The organism is Rheinheimera pacifica (assembly GCF_900108485.1).
GTDB classification, from domain to species: domain Bacteria; phylum Pseudomonadota; class Gammaproteobacteria; order Enterobacterales; family Alteromonadaceae; genus Alishewanella; species Alishewanella pacifica.
Map to the genome: position 1 here is coordinate 27423 of NZ_FNXF01000010.1, position 18725 is coordinate 46147.

The 18725-nt window shown below is 48.9% G+C and carries 15 protein-coding genes; 7 read left to right on the forward strand and 8 right to left on the reverse strand.

The features are described 5' to 3' along the window. Positions 1–252: 252 nt before the first annotated feature. From rfbD to wecB, 5 genes are all read right to left on the reverse strand, one after another. Entirely contained in the window at positions 253–1143 is an 891-nt protein-coding gene (gene rfbD / locus BLW68_RS13050; RefSeq protein ID WP_092793994.1) for a dTDP-4-dehydrorhamnose reductase, read from the reverse strand. Then, positions 1140–1673 (reverse strand): dTDP-4-dehydrorhamnose 3,5-epimerase, encoded by a 534-nt coding sequence (gene rfbC, locus BLW68_RS13055; protein ID WP_092793998.1) that lies wholly within the window; start codon positions 1671–1673, stop codon positions 1140–1142. The genes rfbD and rfbC overlap by 4 nt, the downstream gene beginning before the upstream one ends. 96 nt (positions 1674–1769) lie before the next feature. Continuing rightward, the gene (tviB, locus tag BLW68_RS13060) at positions 1770–3047 is read right to left on the reverse strand and encodes a Vi polysaccharide biosynthesis UDP-N-acetylglucosamine C-6 dehydrogenase TviB (RefSeq protein WP_177172238.1); all 1278 of its coding nucleotides are present in this window, start codon (positions 3045–3047) and stop codon (positions 1770–1772) included. A 52-nt stretch (positions 3048–3099) separates the two neighbouring features. Continuing rightward, positions 3100–4104, reverse strand: coding sequence for an SDR family oxidoreductase (locus BLW68_RS13065; RefSeq protein ID WP_092794004.1), 1005 nt, complete (start codon positions 4102–4104; stop codon positions 3100–3102). 53 nt (positions 4105–4157) lie between these two features. After that, on the reverse strand, positions 4158–5291 hold the full coding sequence (gene wecB / locus BLW68_RS13070; protein WP_092794006.1) for a non-hydrolyzing UDP-N-acetylglucosamine 2-epimerase: 1134 nt from the start codon (positions 5289–5291) through the stop codon (positions 4158–4160). A gap of 157 nt (positions 5292–5448) precedes the next feature. On the opposite strand from wecB, the gene BLW68_RS13075 reads away from it, so the two are divergent. Further along, positions 5449–5748 (forward strand): DUF6170 family protein, encoded by a 300-nt coding sequence (locus tag BLW68_RS13075; RefSeq protein WP_092794008.1) that lies wholly within the window; start codon positions 5449–5451, stop codon positions 5746–5748. A 156-nt stretch (positions 5749–5904) separates the two neighbouring features. Beyond that, positions 5905–7461 carry a peptide MFS transporter gene (locus BLW68_RS13080; protein ID WP_092794011.1) on the forward strand — a complete coding sequence of 519 codons (1557 nt, stop codon included), beginning with the start codon at positions 5905–5907 and terminating at the stop codon, positions 7459–7461. A gap of 78 nt (positions 7462–7539) precedes the next feature. On the opposite strand, the gene BLW68_RS13085 is transcribed toward BLW68_RS13080, so the two are convergent. After that, the gene (locus BLW68_RS13085; protein ID WP_092794014.1) at positions 7540–7863 is read right to left on the reverse strand and encodes a DUF440 family protein; all 324 of its coding nucleotides are present in this window, start codon (positions 7861–7863) and stop codon (positions 7540–7542) included. A 264-nt stretch (positions 7864–8127) separates the two neighbouring features. On the opposite strand from BLW68_RS13085, the gene rlmA reads away from it, so the two are divergent. From rlmA to BLW68_RS13110, 5 genes are all read left to right on the forward strand, one after another. Further along, the gene (rlmA, locus tag BLW68_RS13090) at positions 8128–8931 is read left to right on the forward strand and encodes a 23S rRNA (guanine(745)-N(1))-methyltransferase (RefSeq protein WP_092794017.1); all 804 of its coding nucleotides are present in this window, start codon (positions 8128–8130) and stop codon (positions 8929–8931) included. A 374-nt stretch (positions 8932–9305) separates the two neighbouring features. Continuing rightward, positions 9306–11873: a TonB-dependent receptor plug domain-containing protein gene (locus BLW68_RS13095; protein ID WP_092794020.1), complete on the forward strand. Its 2568-nt coding sequence runs from the start codon at positions 9306–9308 to the stop codon at positions 11871–11873. A gap of 123 nt (positions 11874–11996) precedes the next feature. Further along, positions 11997–13589: a flavin monoamine oxidase family protein gene (locus BLW68_RS13100; RefSeq protein ID WP_092794023.1), complete on the forward strand. Its 1593-nt coding sequence runs from the start codon at positions 11997–11999 to the stop codon at positions 13587–13589. Then, positions 13586–14218, forward strand: a complete 633-nt coding sequence (locus BLW68_RS13105) for a c-type cytochrome (protein ID WP_092794027.1) — start codon at positions 13586–13588, stop codon at positions 14216–14218. The genes BLW68_RS13100 and BLW68_RS13105 overlap by 4 nt, the downstream gene beginning before the upstream one ends. Further along, a complete protein-coding gene (locus tag BLW68_RS13110; protein ID WP_092794031.1) occupies positions 14215–14709 on the forward strand; it encodes a RidA family protein in 495 nt (164 codons plus the stop codon). Before BLW68_RS13105 ends, BLW68_RS13110 begins: the two co-directional genes overlap by 4 nt. Positions 14710–14754: 45 nt before the next feature. On the opposite strand, the gene BLW68_RS13115 is transcribed toward BLW68_RS13110, so the two are convergent. Further along, positions 14755–15942, reverse strand: a complete 1188-nt coding sequence (locus tag BLW68_RS13115) for a serine hydrolase domain-containing protein (RefSeq protein ID WP_092794033.1) — start codon at positions 15940–15942, stop codon at positions 14755–14757. Between the two features lie 40 nt (positions 15943–15982). After that, complete coding sequence (locus BLW68_RS13120) at positions 15983–18667, reverse strand: S8 family peptidase (protein ID WP_177172239.1); 2685 nt, start codon at positions 18665–18667, stop codon at positions 15983–15985. Positions 18668–18725 lie beyond the last annotated feature (58 nt).

The following is an 18725-nucleotide window of genomic DNA, read 5'->3' on the forward strand; positions in this document are numbered from 1 at the left end:
GAGTGAAGCTGTTTTATAAAGTCTTGTGGTTAAAGCAACAGTTATGACCACAATATTGGCAAAAAACTGCAGAATTTTACCGTTTTTTTGCTGACTAATCGAATGTTATCGTGTTTTTATACTGTCTACCGGTGGTTCTGTACTCTTTTTGGCCACTCTTTGTTAATTATCTATTTATCTTAATTTACTAGGTATTGGCATTAACCTGATTGGATAAGATTAAATAATGTCTTTAGACCTCTGAACAGGTAATTAACCACTATATTTTTTCTGGCCGTCCTTTTGAAACTTTGCAACAAGGCAGTCTAATGCTGGCCCCCAAGCTAGGCTATTAATACTGAAAGTGTTTGCAAACCTATCACAATTCAACACTGAATTTCCGGGGCGTAATGCCAATGATGCCCACTTAGTACTGCTAACAGCCTGCATATTAACCTTAAGCTGATGCGCGGCAAAAATAGCTTCTGCAAACTGGTACCAGCTAACTGCCGGGCTGCCTGCCAGATGATAAATACCATAGGCTAAACTGCCCTGCTGCTGATAGCGTTGCAAAAGTTGCAGCACCGCTGCGGCAAGATCCCCAGCGTAAGTGGGGCAACCGAATTGATCATTTACCACCTGAATTACCTGGCCGCGTTGTGCCAGCGTTAGCATAGTGCGGTAAAAGTTATGGCCAAATTCACTGAATAGCCAGCTGGTACGCAAAATAACATATTTACTGCAGGTAGCCTGTATGAAGTGCTCGGCCTGTAACTTAGAGTGACCATACACATTAAGCGGTGCGGCAATATCCTGCTCTGTGTAGGCTTTATTGCTTTGGCCGTTAAACACATAATCGGTAGAGAACTGCAGCAATAAGCTGTTGTACTGCTGGCAAAGCCTAGCCAGTTGCCCTACAGCAGTGGCATTAACAGCAATGCATGCGGCAGCTTGCTGCTCGGCGTTATCAACTGCGGTGTAAGCAGCGCAATTTATTACCACATCAGGCCGGTACTGTGCCATGACAGTAGCAACAGCGCTGAGGTCGGTAATATCCAGCTGGCCGCGGCTTAGCGCCAGGTACTGAAACTGTTGCAGCTGTTGTAGCTGTTTCAACAGGGCCTGCCCCAGCTGGCCCTTAGCACCCAGTAATAACAGCTTCATGCCAGTGCTGCGGTAAAGCTGGATGCTGCGGCATCTTTTGCCGACAGCAACTGTGGTAGTGCCGGCCAGGTAATGGCCAGTTGTGGGTCATTCCAGCAAAAACTGGCTTCATCGGCGGCGTTATAGTAACTACTGGTTTTATAGATTACGTCAGCAACGTCTGACAGCACCAGAAAACCATGGGCAAAGCCCGGTGGCAGCCACAATTGTTGCGCGTTATGCTCAGATAACACTACGCCCTGCCATTGGCCAAAGGTGGCTGAATTTTTGCGGATATCTACAGCAACGTCATAAATTTCGCCGCGTAACACGCTGACAAGTTTGCCCTGGGGTTGATTGCGCTGAAAATGCATACCCCGTAGCACACCTTTTACCGAGCGTGACCAGTTGTCCTGCACTAACGCCTCTGTGATACCAGCGTTAGAGTAGCTGGCAGCGCGGAAGCTTTCCTGAAAAAAACCACGTTCATCGTTAAAGCGATTTGGCTGCAACAGTAAACAACCGGCTAAACAGGTAGGTGTAATATTCATTTATTTATTGCATTAGTAAAACAGGCGCTGATTATAACGTATCAGCGCTATAGCTACAGGGCAAAAGCTGCCAGGTAAAAACTACCCGGCAGAAATTTACAGCCGTAAGTCGCTGTCGGCAGCGCTAAGTACGTATTTTAAATCGTACAACACACCACTGGGCTTACTAAAGGCTCTGATACCCTCAGCACCCAGTTCACGGAACTGCTTATGGCCAACGGCCAGGATTACCGCGTCGTAAGCGCCCTGCTCTGGCTGCTGCACCGGCGTAATGCCGTATTCGTGCTGCGCTTCTGCTGCATCTACCCAGGGGTCAAATACATCGGCTGTAACACCATATTCTTTTAGCTCAGCTAAAATATCCACTACCTTGGTGTTACGGATATCGGGGCAGTTTTCTTTAAAGGTTAAGCCCATAATTAATACTTTGGCACCGGCCACATGTACGCGGCGTTTTACCATGGCTTTTACCAGTTCGCTTACCACATAGCGGCCCATACTGTCGTTAATACGCCGCCCCGCCAGGATAACCTCGGGGTGATAACCAATGGCCTGAGCTTTATGGGTTAGGTAGTAAGGATCTACCCCTATACAGTGGCCGCCAACCAAGCCCGGCCGAAACGGCAGGAAGTTCCACTTAGTGCCGGCTGCCAGCAGTACTTCTTCTGTATCTATACCGAGTTTGTTAAAGATTACCGCCAGCTCGTTTATCAGCGCGATATTTAAGTCGCGCTGGGTGTTTTCAATCACTTTGGCGGCTTCTGCTACCCTGATTGAGCTCGCTTTATAAGTACCGGCGGTAATAATGCTGCCGTACAGCTTATCAACAAATTCGGCTATGTCTGGCGTAGAGCCCGAGGTAACTTTTTTAATGGTGGTAACACGGTGCTCTTTATCGCCAGGGTTTATCCGCTCGGGGCTGTAGCCAGCGAAAAAATCGACGTTATATTTAAGGCCGGAGACACGTTCGATTACCGGAATACAGTCTTCTTCGGTCGCACCTGGGTAAACGGTAGATTCGTAAATCACGACATCGCCGGCTTTTATCACTTTGCCTAAGGTTTCGGAGGCTTTAATCAGTGGGGTTAAATCGGGTTGACGATGCTCGTCTATCGGCGTTGGCACGGTAACAATATAGACATTGGCGCGGCGTAAATCTTCCAGGTTACTGCTGTAACTGAGTTTACCGGCTTGTTTTAGCTCTTCGCTGCTCACTTCAAGCGTGTGATCTTCGCCCTTATTCAGCTCACTGATACGGGTTGTATTAATATCAAAACCTAAAGTGGTGTAGTGCTTACCAAATTCAACGGCCAGTGGCAGGCCAACATAACCCAGGCCGATAATAGCTAACTGACTGTCTGCGATATTTCTCATACTAAAAATCCTTTGTAAATCCATTTACTTAACATTATTAAAAAAACAGAAATTATTGCTGCTGAATATACCACGGCATGGCCAGTTTTAAGCCATCGCGGATGCGATACTCGGGCGCATAGCCCAGCATGGTTTTGGCTTTACTGATATCGGCTTGCGAGTGGCGCACATCACCTGAGCGAAACTCACCATATTGCGCAGCCTTGGTATAGTGAATACCATTGTCGGCCAGGCTTTGGGCCAGACCATTAAATAACTCGTTTAATGTGGTGCGATCGCCAAGGGCCACGTTAAACACTTCGCTTTGGCTGATATCGGCCAGCGCTGCGCGGATATTGGCCTGTACCGCATTGGCAACAAAACAGAAATCGCGGCTGGTTTCGCCATCGCCGTTAATCACTACATCGTCGTTGGCGATCATGGCGGCAGCCCATTTGGGGATCACCGCAGCGTAAGCGCCGTTAGGGTCTTGCCTTGGGCCAAACACATTAAAGTAACGCAGGCCAATGCTATGAAAGCCATAAGTGCGGGAAAACACATCGGCATATAGCTCGTTTACGTATTTGGTAATAGCATAAGGCGATAACGGCTTGCCAATAACATCTTCGACCTTGGGTAATGCCGGATGATCGCCATAAGTAGAGCTGGAGGCAGCATAAACAAAGCGCTTTACCCCGGCGTCACGCGCGGCCACCAGTATATTTAAAAAGCCGCTGATATTGGTGTCGTTAGTGGTAATGGGGTCGTTAATAGAGCGCGGTACCGAACCCAGAGCAGCCTGGTGCAACACATAGTCAACGCCACTGCAGGCTTGCTGGCAGTGTTCCAGTTGGCGGATATCACCGTTAATAAAACTAAAATTAGCCCATTGCGCCGGGCTAACCAGGGTTTGCACTTCATCAAGGTTGCGCCGATGGCCGGTAGCAAAGTTGTCCAGCCCTACTACCTGCTGGTTGGCTTTTAACAGTGCCTCTACCAGATTAGAACCGATAAAACCGGCACAACCGGTAACCAGCCAGCGCTTAGGGGCTTGCTGCAGTTGTTGCAGAATGTCCATATTAAAATTCTCCGTTTGTCAGCTTTGTGTTTGTAGGCATTTCGTTTATTAACTCAGTGCTCGCTGACATCTTTTCTGATTGCATCAATAATACGCTGACACGCTTTGCCATCGCCATAGGGGTTATGGGCAAAACTCATGCTGTCATAGTATGCCTTATCAGTAAGTAATTTACTTACTTCTGCGACAATTTTTGTCTGGCTGGTACCCACCAGTTTTACTGTACCGGCTTCTACTGCTTCTGGCCGCTCGGTGGTGTCGCGCATAACCAGCACAGGTTTACCCAATGAGGGCGCTTCTTCCTGAATACCGCCTGAGTCGGTTAATACCAGCGTGCTGTGGCTCATCAGATAAACAAACGGCAGGTAGTCTTGCGGCTCGATTAAATGCACGTTGGTAGCATCTGACAACAAACGGAATACCGGTTCACGCACATTGGGGTTTAAATGCACCGGATACACAATATCGCAATCGGGGAACTGCTGAGCAATTTGCTTTAATGCCGCACAGATATGCTCGAAGCCGGCACCAAAACTTTCACGCCGGTGGCCGGTAACCAGAATTAACCGCCTGCCATCCTGACCATAAGGGAATTGATCAGCAAAGCGTTGGCTTAGTACTGCATCGTCTTCTATTTTGGCCACTACCTGCAGCAGGGCATCAATAACGGTATTGCCAGTAACGACAATATGCGTCGGATTAACCTGCTCGTTCAGCAGGTTTTGCTGTGAGGTAGCGGTAGGCGCAAAGTGAAAACGGGTAATAGCACCGGTTAACTTGCGGTTGGCTTCTTCCGGCCAGGGGCTGTATATATTGCCGGTGCGCAGACCGGCTTCAACATGGCCCACTGCGGTTTTTTCATAATAACAGGCCAGTGCTGCAGCGAAAGTAGTGCTGGTATCGCCATGCACTAACACAACGTCGGGCTTAAAATCGCGCAGTACCGGTTTAATGTTTAGCAGTATGCTGGTGGTAACGTCGTATAAATCCTGGCCGGCTTTCATAATGGCCAGATCATATTCGGGTTTAATATCAAATAGCTGCAACACCTGATCCAGCATTTCACGATGTTGGCCGGTAACACAAACGCGGCTGTCGATATCCGTTTGCTGCTTTAGTAAATTAACCAGTGGCGCCATTTTTATGGCCTCGGGGCGGGTACCAAAGACGCTGAGAACTTTAATCATTGAAGATCCTTATCACTGTGATGGCGTAAAGCTTACCAAAAGCGCTTTTAAAGCGATAGTCAGACCGCTAAACTAGCGCGCCCTGGGTTAATTTCAACTGAATCGTTGATAATTAACTGGAAAGAGCACTAACGCTTGCAATAAAAAGGACCAACCGATGTTATATCTGAACAGCCAGAAAATACCTGAATTAGCCGGTTTAACTTTTGCCCAGCGTATGGAGGTGATCCGCAAAGCCGCTGATGGCCTGCCGGTGCCCACTAAAATTACACTGAATATTATCAAGCTTTTGATACTGATACCGTTATTCTTGCTGATCGCCAGAGCCAGCGGCTGGCACATTGTTGGCTACATTATATTGCTGTTTGTTGCCTACCCTGCCATTACCCGGCCGTTAACCTTTGCCGTATGCCGTAAAGATTTTGCCAGAATTCGCCAGCAGTTGTTTGGCCAGTAACTGGCCGCAACCTGCATACACCGGCAATTTCACGGTTTTTATCTGTTAACACCGAGGCGGATGATGACAAGATTGCCGCACATCTGCATAATCCGCAGAGCTTTGCGCCATCAAGGCGGGCAAAGCACATAATTCTAATAAAACTCTGGGGACTCCATGACTGAATCAAGCACTGTTGCGGCGGCAAATGCCACCCAGCCGCAATTTCTCGGCCATCCGGTCGGGCTTTATGTGTGCTTTCTCACCGAAATGTGGGAACGCTTCTCTTTCTACGGTATGAAATACCTGCTGTTGTTGTATTTAACAAAGTACCACTTATTCAGTGATGCCGGTGGCCTGGATGTATTAGGCAGCTATGCCGGCCTGGTTTATGCGATGCCGGTTATCGGCGGTATGCTGGCAGACCGCTATCTGGGTATGCGTAAAGCCGTTACCTTTGGTGCCATTTTGCTGTGTCTTGGCCATTTAGGCCTGGCCTATGAAGGCTTTCAGGCTTATGTAGAAAACGGCGTGGTAGTGCAGGATACCGGTGCAATACAGGTGTTTTACTTTTCACTGGCGCTGATCATTATGGGTGTAGGCTTTTTAAAGCCAAACATTTCTACCATAGTGGGCCAGCTGTATGGTAAAGAAGATGCCCGGCGTGATTCTGGCTTTACTATCTTTTATATGGGTATTAATACCGGCTCTTTTATTGCCACCTTACTGGTTACCTATGTAGGTGAAAGCTATGGCTGGGGTTACGGTTTTGGCCTGGCCGGTATTGGTATGGTGCTGGGGTTAATTGTGTTTTTAGCCGGCCAGAAATACCTGTATGGTTATGCTGAACCCTCTAACCCTACCCTGCTAAAAGAAAAAGTTTTTGCTGGTATCGACCGCGAATGGCTGATTTATCTGGCAACTATACCGGCGCTGTTTGTAATGTGGCAACTGGTGCAATATAACCCTGTGGTACATAACACTTTGCTGGGGTTATCCTTTGTAGTGCTGGTGGGCATTATCTGGTTTATGGTGACGCAATGTACTAAAGAAGAGCGTGACCGGATGATGGTATTAATAGTACTGACCATTTCAACGGTGGTGTTCTGGGCGTTGTTTGAGCAATCGGCGTCTTCAATGACCTTATACGCCGACCGGGTAATGGATCGCAATGTGTTTGGTTTTGAAACCACCGCAGGCCAGTACGGCGCGTTAAACCCAATGTTTATTATTACGCTGGCCCCGTTTTTTGCCTGGTTGTGGATTTTTCTGGCCAAACGCAATATGGAGCCAAGCACCCCGGTTAAATTTGCGCTGGGTATTATCCAGGCCGGTTTAGGTTTTGGTGCTCTGGTACTGGGTGCGCAGTTCCCTAACGAAGCGGGCCTGGTTGGTGCAGGCTGGATGGTATTGGCCTATATGTTACACACTATGGGTGAGCTGTGTTTATCTCCGGTGGGTTTATCGGCAGTAACCAAGCTGGCAGTACATAAAGTGGTTGGTGTAATGATGGGAGCCTGGTTCCTGGCTACGGCTTACTCAGAGTTATTAGCCACCCAACTGGCAAAACTGGCGGCGATTGAAGTACCGGCCGGTGAAACTGTTGAAGTAAGTGCAGCATTGGCAGGTTACACCGAGCTGTTCAGCTTTTTGCTGTATGTTGGTCTTGGTATTGGTGTCTTTATGCTGTGTATCAGCCCCTGGCTGAAAAAACGTATGCACGGCGTGCATTAATGTTAAAAGGGTCGGCAATGCCGACCCTTTTTATTTGAGGTTATGTAAAAACTCAGTGGCTTCGCCACTCTTCGTATACTACTGGCCACGCCACTGCGCATGACATAAAGATTCATGCTTTTCGCGGCTAAGCAGTATGCGCGCCAGCACCATATCCGGGGCGCCGTTTTCACCGGTTAAGCCAATTTGCGCTTCGTAGTGCAGCTCGGGCTCCAAGTCCTGCATCATCATTTCTACCCAGTCTTCACCAGGAATAGCTAAATCGGCGTAGCCGCGGCTTTCGTAATGTTGCTGATAGAGTGCGTAGTCTTCTGCTGACAGGTTTTCTGATGCCAGCTCTTCAAAGATATCAAACGCATGGTCACATAGTTCGTCCAGCGTCCATAATTCCAAATCTTGCATTGGTGCTCCGATATTAACATCAGTGTTGTCGCTGGCCTTGCGTTACAACGCTGCTGTGCTCGCCAAAGCAACTCGCTCACGCTTGCGCGCTCACTCAGACACTCTTTGGCTGTACGCAGCAGGTTCTAACCGGCCAGCTTTATCGTGCTGGAGTTTTATCACCAACACAATGCTGCTTATACAATGCCGCCATTATAGCAAGGCTTTGGCGAAAACACTGCTGTGCTGCTAAACTAGCGGCCTTTTTTCCAGCCAGATTTTACTATGTACCTGTGCCCGCTTTGCCAACAACCATTATTGCTAAGCAATAAACAATATCAGTGTGCTAACCGCCATAGCTTTGATCTTGCCCGCGAGGGTTATGTTAACCTGTTGCCGGTGCAGCAAAAAAACTCTAAAGATCCTGGCGACAACAAAGATATGATGCTGGCACGGCGCGCTTTTTTACAAGCTGGCTGGTATGCACCATTGGCACAGGCGGTAAGCCAGACTCTGGCAGCAGTAACTCCTAAATGTGTGCTGGATTTAGGCTGTGGCGAAGGTTACTACACCACGCAGCTGAAACAGGCTGTGCCCAACGCCACAGTATATGGGGTTGATATCTCAAAAAGCGCGATTAAATTTGCCGCTAAAGCGGCTGGTAGCAATATCAGTTTTAGTGTTGCCAGTGCTTACCAGCTGCCCTTTGCAGCAGATTGTTTTGATGCCGTGGTACGTATTTACGCGCCGTCTAAAGCTGAAGAGTTAAAGCGGCTGATAACAAGCGGCGGCCATTTAATTACCGTAACTCCGGGGCCTGAGCATTTGCTGCAGATAAAACAAGCGGTGTATGAGCAAGTGCGGCTGCATAGTGACAGCATCGACAGCATTGCTGGCTTTACTCATATTAAGCGCCAGCGTTTGCAATATAACCTGACATTTGCACACCCTGCAGATGTACTGGCCCTGGTACAAATGGTGCCGCTGGCGTGGAAATTCAGCGCTGAACAAAAGCAACAGTTTGCTGATAGCCTTCCGGTAATAAGTATCGATTTTCTGCTCGATATGTATCAAAAAGCACCAATTTGATGCAAAACGACAGCCGCACCATCTGAGCGCGTATTGCCCCGTTATGGGGTGATATTGTGCTGCTTTTTAACGCTAAATCATTGTTGCAATACGCAACTGTAAATTTTTTCACTGCTGATCACCAATTCACTTGTTAACAGCCTGCCTACCGGTATGCCTTTTGGCATCTGCGCCCAGGTTAACTTTGTTAACATAAATCAGTTTAAATCTGCCTGTCATAGTTGCTTTAACCATTCCCAAAACAGATACGTGCTAATTTTGCGCACAATCTTTGCATTATTGCTACCGAAGCGCAAAACAATGTAGCGTTTTTGTCTTTTAACACTTTGATAATAATCACTTTTAAATAAAAAATAACTAAGGTGGGAACAAAGATGAACTATAAGAAAAACTCTGTAGCACTAGGCATTAAAGTTGCGCTTTTTGGTTCAGTAGCAATGGCAATGCTGGTTCAGCCGCAAGCGTGGGCACAAGACGCGGCTGAACAAGGTGCTGAAGCAGTAGAGAAAATTGCTGTGGTAGGCTCAAGATCGGCGCCTCGATCTGTGGGAGAGTCACCGGTACCTATCGATATTATCGGTGGTGAAGAGTTTACCAACCAGGGCAACTCCGACATGCTTAACTTACTGAGCACTATGGTGCCCAGTTTTAATATTAATGCTCAGCCGATCAGTGATGCAGCAACACTGATCCGCCCGGCTAACCTGCGTGGTTTAGGGCCGGATCAAACGCTGGTATTGGTAAACGGTAAACGCCGGCACCGAGCTGCCGTTATTGCCTTTTTAGGCGGCGGTATTTCGGATGGTGCCCAGGGGCCGGATATTTCGGTGATCCCGGCTATTGCGATTCGGCAGGTAGAAGTACTGCGTGATGGCGCCGCTGCACAATATGGCTCTGATGCTATTGCCGGTGTACTAAACTTTCAGCTGAAAAACGCCAGTGAAGGCGGCATGCTGGAAGCCAAATGGGGCGAATATTATGATGGCGGCGCCAGTGACCAGTTTGCCGGCAATATTGGTCTGCCCTTTACTGATAAAGGCTCGGCTAACTTTAGTTTTGAATACCGTACCGCTGATGCTACCAGCCGCAGTGTGCAACGCGATGATGCTGCCGGGTTAATTACGGCAGGTAATACGGCAGTGGCCGATCCGGCGCAAATTTGGGGCTCGCCACAAATTAAAGACGACTTAAAACTGTTTGCCAATATTGAGCTGGAGTTAAGTAAAGACAAATCAGCTTATGCTTTTGGTAACTATGCCAAGCGCGAGGTGGAAGGCGGTTTTTACTATCGTAACCCGACTAACCGCAGCGGTGTGTATGCCGGCTCACCGGTAACAGTAGATGGCGTAAGTTATGATACGGTGCTGGTTGGTGACTTAACCCCGGATGATGGCGCAACTTGCCCGGCGCTGCGCCTGGATGCTAATGGCATTCCGATTGCGTCTGATCTGGCGGCTATAACCGCAGATCCAAACTGCTGGGCCTTTACCGAGATGCTACCCGGTGGTTTTACCCCACGCTTTGGTGGCACGGTGTACGATGCTTCTATTGCCGGTGGCGTAAAGGGCGAGTGGTTCAACGACATTATGTTTGATATGAGCGCCACTTATGGTCGCAGCCAGGCAGATTTCAGTATCAAGAACACCATTAACCCGTCAATGGGGCCAGACACCCCGACAGAATTTGACCCCGGCACTTATGTGCAAACCGAAATTGGTCTGAACCTGGATATGTTCCGCGAGTTTGACGCAGGACTGGCTGAGCCGTTAGTACTGGCCGGTGGTGTGGAGTGGCGTGAAGATATCTTTGAAGTAAAAGCCGGTGATGTGCCCTCTTTTACCGTAGGCCCGCTGGCCAGCCAGGGCTTCGGTATCGGCTCTAACGGCTTCCCGGGTTTTAAACCGGAAGCCGCTGGTGTATTTACCCGCCGTAACCTGTCGTTTTATACCGATGCTTCGGCCTGGGTAACCGATGATTTAATGCTAAATGGCGCGCTGCGTTATGAAGACTTTACTGACTTTGGCGATACCACTAACTGGAAAGTATCTGCGCTGTATAACCTGACCGACAGCATTTCGCTACGTGCGGCTGCAGGCACCGGCTTTCGCGCCCCTACCATTGGCCAGAGTAAAGTTATTAACGTAACCACCGCCTTTGGCCCGAACGGGCTGGAAGATCAGGCCACTTTACCGCCTGATAACCCGATATCGATTCAAAAAGGCGGTAAGCCGTTAAAACCGGAAGAATCGGAAAACTTCTCGGTTGGTACAGTAATGAATTTCGGCACCACTCACGTATCACTGGATTACTACAACATTAAAGTGACTGACCGCTTAAGCCAAACCTCGCCACTAGAGTTAACCGCAGACGATATTGCCGCGCTACTGGCAATGGGCGTAGCTGACGCTACCAGTTATTCCAGTATTTTATTCTTTACCAACGACTTTGACACCCGCACGCAGGGGGTTGATTTAGTGGTAAGCCAGGATCTGGATTTAGGCCGTGGCCGCAGCAAACTTAACCTGGTATTTAACTGGAATCACACCAAAGTAACCCTTGATCCGTTAACCACTAACGTCAATGACACCAAGGTACGGCAACTGGAAGATAACCTGCCAAACACCCGGGGCAGCCTGTCATTTACTCATGAGGAAAACAGCTGGCGTGCACTGGCGCGGCTGAACTACTACGGTTCATTCTGGGAAGCGCATCTGGATGATGGCGAACTGGGTATCGACGAAGGTTCAGCAGTTACTGTTGATCTGGAGCTGGGTTACAAGATACTGCCCTCGCTGGAACTGGTACTGGGCGCGCAAAATGCTTTTAACAAATACCCGGATGAAAACCCATACGGTGGTATAGCAGGTGCTAAATACCCGACTACCACACCTTACGGTTTTAACGGCGGTATGTATTACGTGCGTGCTGTGTATACGTTTTGATGTCGTAGCCAATGCAGTGGCTGATTTTTAGCAGACACTGCAGAAGAACTGTTGCTGCACTAAGCTGTTATTGGCCACCGCTTTTACTTACTTAGTGCAGCTTACCTGCGGGATAAACCAGCGATGAGTAACTATTTTAAAGCCCCACTAACCAGACGCCAGTGCCTGAGCTTGCTGGCCAAGGCAGGTAGCAGCTCGGCTGTGCTGGGTGCTGCCGGTATTTTTGGTCTGACTAACACTCCGGTAAATGCAAGCCCGGTAACATTAAAACCGCTGCAGGGTAAAAACCGTAAAGTACTGATCCTCGGCGCCGGCATCAGCGGCCTTACTGCCGCCTACGAGCTGGAACGGGCCGGCTACCATTGTACAATTTTAGAAGCTTCACACCGCATTGGCGGCAGAGTGCTGACACTTCGCCGTGGTGATTTTATAGACGAGTTAGGTAGCCCACAAATTTGCCCGTTTGACGATGCACCAAACCTGTATTTTAACGCCGGTGCCGCGCGTATTCCGGCGCACCATACCGGCATTTTGCACTACTGCCGTACGCTGGGCGTAGAGCTGCAATTGTTTAGTAACCACAATAAAAACTGCTACACCCAGGATGATGCAGCTTTTAATGGCCAACCGGTACGAATACGCGAATATGAAGCTGATATGCGCGGTTTTATTGGCGAACTACTGGCAAAGTCAGCCACATCCGGCGCCGTGCTGGACCAACCATTTGACGAACAGGATTTAGATAAATTTATTCAGTTTGCCCAAGCTTATGGTGATCTGGACTCAAGTTTAACTTATCGCGGTACCGACCGCGCCGGCTATGCTGCCGGTGGTGTTACCACAGCGGGCATTCTGAAGCAACCAAGGCCACTGCCCGAGCTGTTGCGTAGTGACTTTTGCGCTGGGGCTATGCATTTTGCTGAAATTGCCGATCAGGCCCCCGCCCTGATGACACCAAGCGGTGGTATGGATAGCATTGTAAAAGCCTTTTTGCGCCAGCTCACTACGCCTGTTCAACTGCATTGCCAGGTCAGTAATATTCAGTTGCAACCTCAGGGTGTTGCCATAACCTACCTGAAACAGGGTGAAAGCTATACCGAACAGGCCGATTATTGCCTTAACTGCATACCAGCCCAACTGGTAAGCGGCATAGAAAACAACTTACCGGCTGATTATGTGACCATAATGCGCCAGTTGGGCCGCGGCAAATTGACCAAAATCGGCCTGCAAGCCAAACAACGTTTTTGGGAGCAGGAAGATATATACAGCGGCATTAGCTGGACTAAACAAGATATTACCCAGATATGGTATCCGCACCATGATGCTTTTAAAGCCAAGGGTATTTTATTGGGCGCTTATAGCTGGGAGCCGCAGATTTCTGATCGCTTTGCCGCTATGACGCATCAGCAACGGCTGGCCACCGCTATTGCTCAGGGCACTAAAGTGCACGCCAACTATGCCCAACATATTGAAAACGGTGTCAGTGTTTGCTGGCAGCGCATGAACCATATGCTCGGGTGTGGTGCAGTATGGCCAGAAGAGCTACAAAAAACCGGCTTTCAATTGCTGCAGGCACCGGCAGGAAACCACTATCTGATGGGTGATCAACTCAGTATGCACCCGGGCTGGCAGGAAGGCGCAGTGCGCTCGGCCTGGCATGCCCTGGCCGATATTGAACGGCGTGAAGCACTACGCAGTACAGGAGCCCAGGCATGAATAAAATCTGGCTAGTGTTTATGCTGCTCAGCAGCGCAGTTCTGGCAGATTCTAAACAACCTGATGCACAGTATTGCCTGGTATGCCATGGCTCTGCGGCTCAGGGCAACGCTGCCATTAAAGCCCCTAACCTGACCATTTTACCCGACTGGTATCTGCGCCAGCAGTTTATTGCCTTTCGTAACAACTGGCGCGGTAGTGCAACAAATGACGCCCACGGCAAAGAAATGCAAGCCGTTGCCAACACGATGAACGATGCTGAAATTGAACAAGCTATTGCATTTATCCGCCGCCAGGCGCCGGTGAAATTACCAATTAGTGTTAATACCACAGCAAATGTACAACACGGCCAGCAGTTATATCAGCAATGTCAGGCTTGCCATGGCGCCCAGGGTGAAGGCAATGCCCAGCTGCATGCACCGCCACTGGCCGGCCAGCATAATTGGTATCTGGTACAGCAGCTAAGTGCCTTTAAAAACGGCTGGCGCGGTAACCAAAACGATGATAGCTACGGCCAGATAATGCGCCAGTTTGCCCAAAGTTTACCAGATGAACAGGCCATAGCCGATGTTGTGGCCTATATTGACAGCTTACCTTCTACTCAACCTCTATTAAGGACATCCCGATGAATCTGAATTTCTGTTATGCCGCAGCCTTATTAACTTTCAGCCACGTTGCTACCGCAGCCGATATTACCCGCTATGCGCTGCCAAATAACAACACCTTTCCTATTGCTGCGGCTGTTGAAGTACCTGCGGGTAAAACTGTGGTGTATGAAAGTGGTAAAGTGCCTGCCCCACTGGATGCTACAGCAGAGCCAAACAGTGCTGCTTACTGGGGGAATACCGAACAGCAAACCGTTAGCGTATTAAGCCAGATTGAGGCTAGCCTGAAAGACAAAGGCCTTGGTATGGGCGATGTAGTAAAAATGACGGTATTTCTGGTGGGCGATCCGACGCAGGGCGGTAAAATGGATTTTAGCGGCTTTATGCAAGGCTACAGACAGTTTTTTGGTACCGAACAACAACCGAATTTACCTGCACGCTCTGCCCTGCAAATCGCCGGTTTAGTCGCTGACGGTATGTTGGTAGAAATAGAAGTGATTGCAGTACGGCCTTAACCGCTTGTAGCCAGATCACCGAACGTGATCTGGCTCTGCCAAAGCCTACTTGGCTTGACCAGCCGTTTGCTGTGCTTCACGCTCTTGCTGGTGGATAGCCGTCAGCATACCTGACCAGAAATAAGTACCCATCTCATTCATTACATTAGATTCAGCATTGATCAGCATTACCAACCCCAGCTGATGCTCTCGCGAATAAGCAATTTCAGCGCGATAGCCCTTTACCCAGCCGCCGTGGTAAATCAGCTCATCAACACCAAATTGATACACCCGCCAGCCCAGAGCATAATGCGCATCGGTCAGGTAACGGTTCCATTGTTTACGCCGTAAATCACGCCGTGTTTTAACCCTTTTAGCAGTAATTTTTTCCAGCAAGCTATCTGACAACACCGCCGGATTATGCCCCAGCTGAGCAATTAACCAGTAACCTAAATCTACCGCACTGGCATTAACGCCGGCTGCGGGGCCAAAACGGTAATAGCTTTCTGCTACTTTGGTGCTGTGCCAGCTGCCACGGGCACGTACATGCGGCATAGCACGGTTTTCTGTGCTGAAAAAACCATCCAGCCCTACAGAGGCAGTTGGCAGTTGTAGCGGGGTAAAAATATGTTCCTGCATTAGCTCGGCATAGGTTTTACCGGTGGTTTGCTGCATGATCGGTTCAATTAAGCTAAACAGCACATTCTGGTAACCATAACACTGGCCGGGAGGACAAAGAGGGTCAATTTTACTGAACTGTGGCATGATGCGCTCAGGCAGTAAATCTGCTTCTATCAGATTGTCGTAGGCATTGGCCATAACACCGGTGCTTTGTGACAATAAGTGTTCAACCTTCAACTGTTTATTGTAACGTGCACTTTTAAAACTAAACTCCGGTAAATAACGGGTAACGTTATCGTCCCAGTTAAAATGGCCTTGTGATGCCACTATGCTAGCCAGGCCGGCGGCAAAGGTTTTTGACACTGAAGCAATCCGAAACACAGTGTATGAATCTACCGGTTCTTTACTGCCAAGCTGGCGGACACCAAAACCTGCTGTGGCAATAATTTTATTGCCACGCACTATGGCGTAAGCGCCACCGGGAATTTTTTGCTCAGTAAGGTTAGCGGCAAAATACTCGTCAAAGTCTGCTACCAGAGGCCCAAGTTCAATCTCTGCCATAACAGAGCTGCTAAACAAACAGGCTATCGCCAGAAAATACTGCCGCACTGTAACCCCTTTTCTGTTTATCATTATGCCCGCCTGTTAAATGCCGGCGGGCATTGTAGGAGCTTTATTCTGCCTTGCCAAGCCTGCACCGGTAGATCATTGCCAGCAGCATTAGCCAAATCATCCCCAGACTACCGCCGCCTGAGCCACCGTTATCATTGCCGCCACCACCTGAACTTGCCGGGTTAACGGTAACAAGCACTTCTGCACTGCTGCTAACGGTGCCGTCATTGGCGGTAAAGCGAAACAATAAATGCGTTTGTGCACTTACCACTGGCGCAGTAAAGCTAGTGTTTAATGCCGTAGTGTTACTCAGGCTTACCTGTGGCCCGCCAATTTGCTGCCATTGATAAGTAAGGTTGCCAGTATTACTGTAAGTGGCTGTGGCCTGCAATTGCACAGTAGCACCGCTACTGACCTGCTGTGGCTGACCAGCGGATACCAAAATGGCAGTATTGCTACAGTTAGTATTGACCTCTAGTGTGCTTATCTGCTGCAACCAGTTAGTAAATTGCTGATTAGCTGGCGGGCAAAGGTCTGTATCATTAAATCTGAAATCCTGTAACTGAGATAATGCTGTCAGGCTTTGCGGCAGAGTGCCGCTAAGGGTATTGTTATTTAACCACAGAGCCTCCAACTGGCTAAGCTGCCCAATGGCAGAGGGCACCACTCCGCTTAACAGATTATTATCCAAGTATAGAGCCTTAAGCGTGCTCAGATTACCCAATGCAGCAGGAATACTGCCACTAAAACGGTTTTCCGATAAATCCAGTACCTGCAGTGCTGCTAACGTGGTCAATTGGGTGGGAATAGTACCGCCGATTGCGTTGCGCCATAACACCAGACGTTGCAGCTTAGTCAGCTGAGTCAGACCCAAGGGCAGGTTGCCTTGCAGGCTGTTGGATGTCAGGTCCAGTTTCTGCAGTTCAGTTAATCCGCCGATACTGGCTGGTATAGCTCCTGTCAGACGATTACCAATAAGCTCTAGCTCTACAACATGCCCGGCACTGCAACTCACACCATACCAGTTACAGGGTGTGCTGTTTTGCAGCCAATTTGTCCGGTTTACCCAGCTTTGCCCTGCTGTATCGTAATATAAATCTGTCAGCGCTGCGCACTCGGCTAACGGAATTTCGCTGACATTATTTACACTACAATAGTTATTGTCACGCAACCGCACCTCCACGGTGCCGTCAGGAAATACCAGGCTGGTGTTACTGCCGTTAAATGTCCAGCGTGTACTGTACACCCCATCACCGCTATTAATATCAGGTGCTACGCCATTATCTGCCAGATTAATGGTATTGCCGCCTTGTGTGATGCTCACCGGCACACCATTGCCATCGCAATTAATACTCAGTACTTTTAAATCAATGGCGGTGTTTGCTGCAAGATACACAATATCTGTTACCGGTAACATACGCCGCTGGCGCTGTGCGTTAACACAGTTAAGTACGCCACTCTGACCGTTGCCGCTGGCCAGCAATAAATTACCGTTAATAGTTTGCTCTGCCAGCAGCGGATCGGTTGCCGCCTGACCCGACACCAGCAAGCGGCCGCGCAATTGCTGCATTGTTAATGCTGGCTCGGCGGCTTTAGCCAATGCCGCTACGGCAGCCACCATAGGTGCGGCCATAGAGGTACCTGACGCACTGGCGTAACCATCATTCGGATTATTAGGATCGTCCAGACCAGTAGAAATAATACCTACACCAGGGGCGGATAAACTTACCCAGTCACGGCCGTAATTAGCAAAGTCGGCTTTATTACCTTGTTCGTCATGGGCGGTAACACTGATAACATTGGGTAAGTCAAAGGCTGCCGGATAAAACTTCGCCTGGCTGTCTGCATTACCGGCACTGGCCACAAATAAAATACCGGCGTCATTGTGTGCTTTGATAGCATTGTATAGTGCTTGCGAGTTTATGGCCGCACCCCAGGAGTTGTTGCTGGCAACAATATTAACATTGTGATTCAGCTTTAAATCCAGCACATAATCCAGACACTCTATGGCATCACTGATAAAACCATCGCCGTTTTCATCCATAAAACGGCACGGCAGAATTTTTACATTCCAATTAATGCCCGCTACACCGACATTGTTATTAGTACGTGCAGCAATAATACCGGCAATAACAGTGCCATGGCCGTCTGTATCCATGGGATCAACTTTGTTGTCATCATCTGCAGGGTTTATGCCGCGAATATCGTCGATATAGCCGTTATTGTCGTTATCTATACCATCGCCAGCAGTTTCGCCGGGGTTTTGCCAGATATTGCCAGCTAAATCAGGGTGCAAATAATCAACACCGGTATCAATAACTGCAACCACCAGTTCGTCGTCACCGGTAGTCTGATCCCAGGCCGCTACAGCATTAATACCTTTACCCGCACCAAGATGCCACTGCTGGGCAAACCGGGGATCGTTAGGAATAGCGGTTTTACTGACTTTGTGATCCAGCTCTGCCGCTTTAACACCGGGCATATTCTGGTATTCAGCTATGGCTTTATCGACATCAGCACCACTGGCTAATGTTGCAACCGCCAGTTGTGGCAAGTGCTGATAGCGACGCAATGGCTGCGATTTGCTTTTTGTTACGCCCTGTACCGACAGTAATTGCGGTTCAAAACTGCTGGCGCTCACCTCTGGCTCTAATGTCAGAATAATTCTTACCTGCGGCGGTGCAGCCTCGGCCCAGGCAAACAACAAGCCGCAACCGACTAAAGCCAACAAACTATTTCTGAACATATTCCACCCCATGCAGTAACCGAACTTTCGTCAACTAATACTACGGGATCTTTGTATA

Bases quoted from the DNA above. Each gene is read 5' to 3' on its own strand.
- rfbD (WP_092793994.1), bottom strand. From the start codon at position 1,143: ATGAAGCTGTTATTACTGGGTGCTAAGGGCCAGCTGGGGCAGGCCCTG.
- BLW68_RS13115 (WP_092794033.1), bottom strand. From the start codon at position 15,942: ATGATAAACAGAAAAGGGGTTACAGTGCGGCAGTATTTTCTGGCGATA.
- BLW68_RS13080 (WP_092794011.1), top strand. From the start codon at position 5,905: ATGACTGAATCAAGCACTGTTGCGGCGGCAAATGCCACCCAGCCGCAA.
- BLW68_RS13100 (WP_092794023.1), top strand. From the start codon at position 11,997: ATGAGTAACTATTTTAAAGCCCCACTAACCAGACGCCAGTGCCTGAGC.
- BLW68_RS13120 (WP_177172239.1), bottom strand. From the start codon at position 18,667: ATGTTCAGAAATAGTTTGTTGGCTTTAGTCGGTTGCGGCTTGTTGTTT.
- tviB (WP_177172238.1), bottom strand. From the start codon at position 3,047: ATGAGAAATATCGCAGACAGTCAGTTAGCTATTATCGGCCTGGGTTAT.
- BLW68_RS13065 (WP_092794004.1), bottom strand. From the start codon at position 4,104: ATGGACATTCTGCAACAACTGCAGCAAGCCCCTAAGCGCTGGCTGGTT.
- BLW68_RS13105 (WP_092794027.1), top strand. From the start codon at position 13,586: ATGAATAAAATCTGGCTAGTGTTTATGCTGCTCAGCAGCGCAGTTCTG.
- BLW68_RS13110 (WP_092794031.1), top strand. From the start codon at position 14,215: ATGAATCTGAATTTCTGTTATGCCGCAGCCTTATTAACTTTCAGCCAC.
- rlmA (WP_092794017.1), top strand. From the start codon at position 8,128: ATGTACCTGTGCCCGCTTTGCCAACAACCATTATTGCTAAGCAATAAA.
- rfbC (WP_092793998.1), bottom strand. From the start codon at position 1,673: ATGAATATTACACCTACCTGTTTAGCCGGTTGTTTACTGTTGCAGCCA.
- wecB (WP_092794006.1), bottom strand. From the start codon at position 5,291: ATGATTAAAGTTCTCAGCGTCTTTGGTACCCGCCCCGAGGCCATAAAA.
- BLW68_RS13095 (WP_092794020.1), top strand. From the start codon at position 9,306: ATGAACTATAAGAAAAACTCTGTAGCACTAGGCATTAAAGTTGCGCTT.
- BLW68_RS13075 (WP_092794008.1), top strand. From the start codon at position 5,449: ATGTTATATCTGAACAGCCAGAAAATACCTGAATTAGCCGGTTTAACT.
- BLW68_RS13085 (WP_092794014.1), bottom strand. From the start codon at position 7,863: ATGCAAGATTTGGAATTATGGACGCTGGACGAACTATGTGACCATGCG.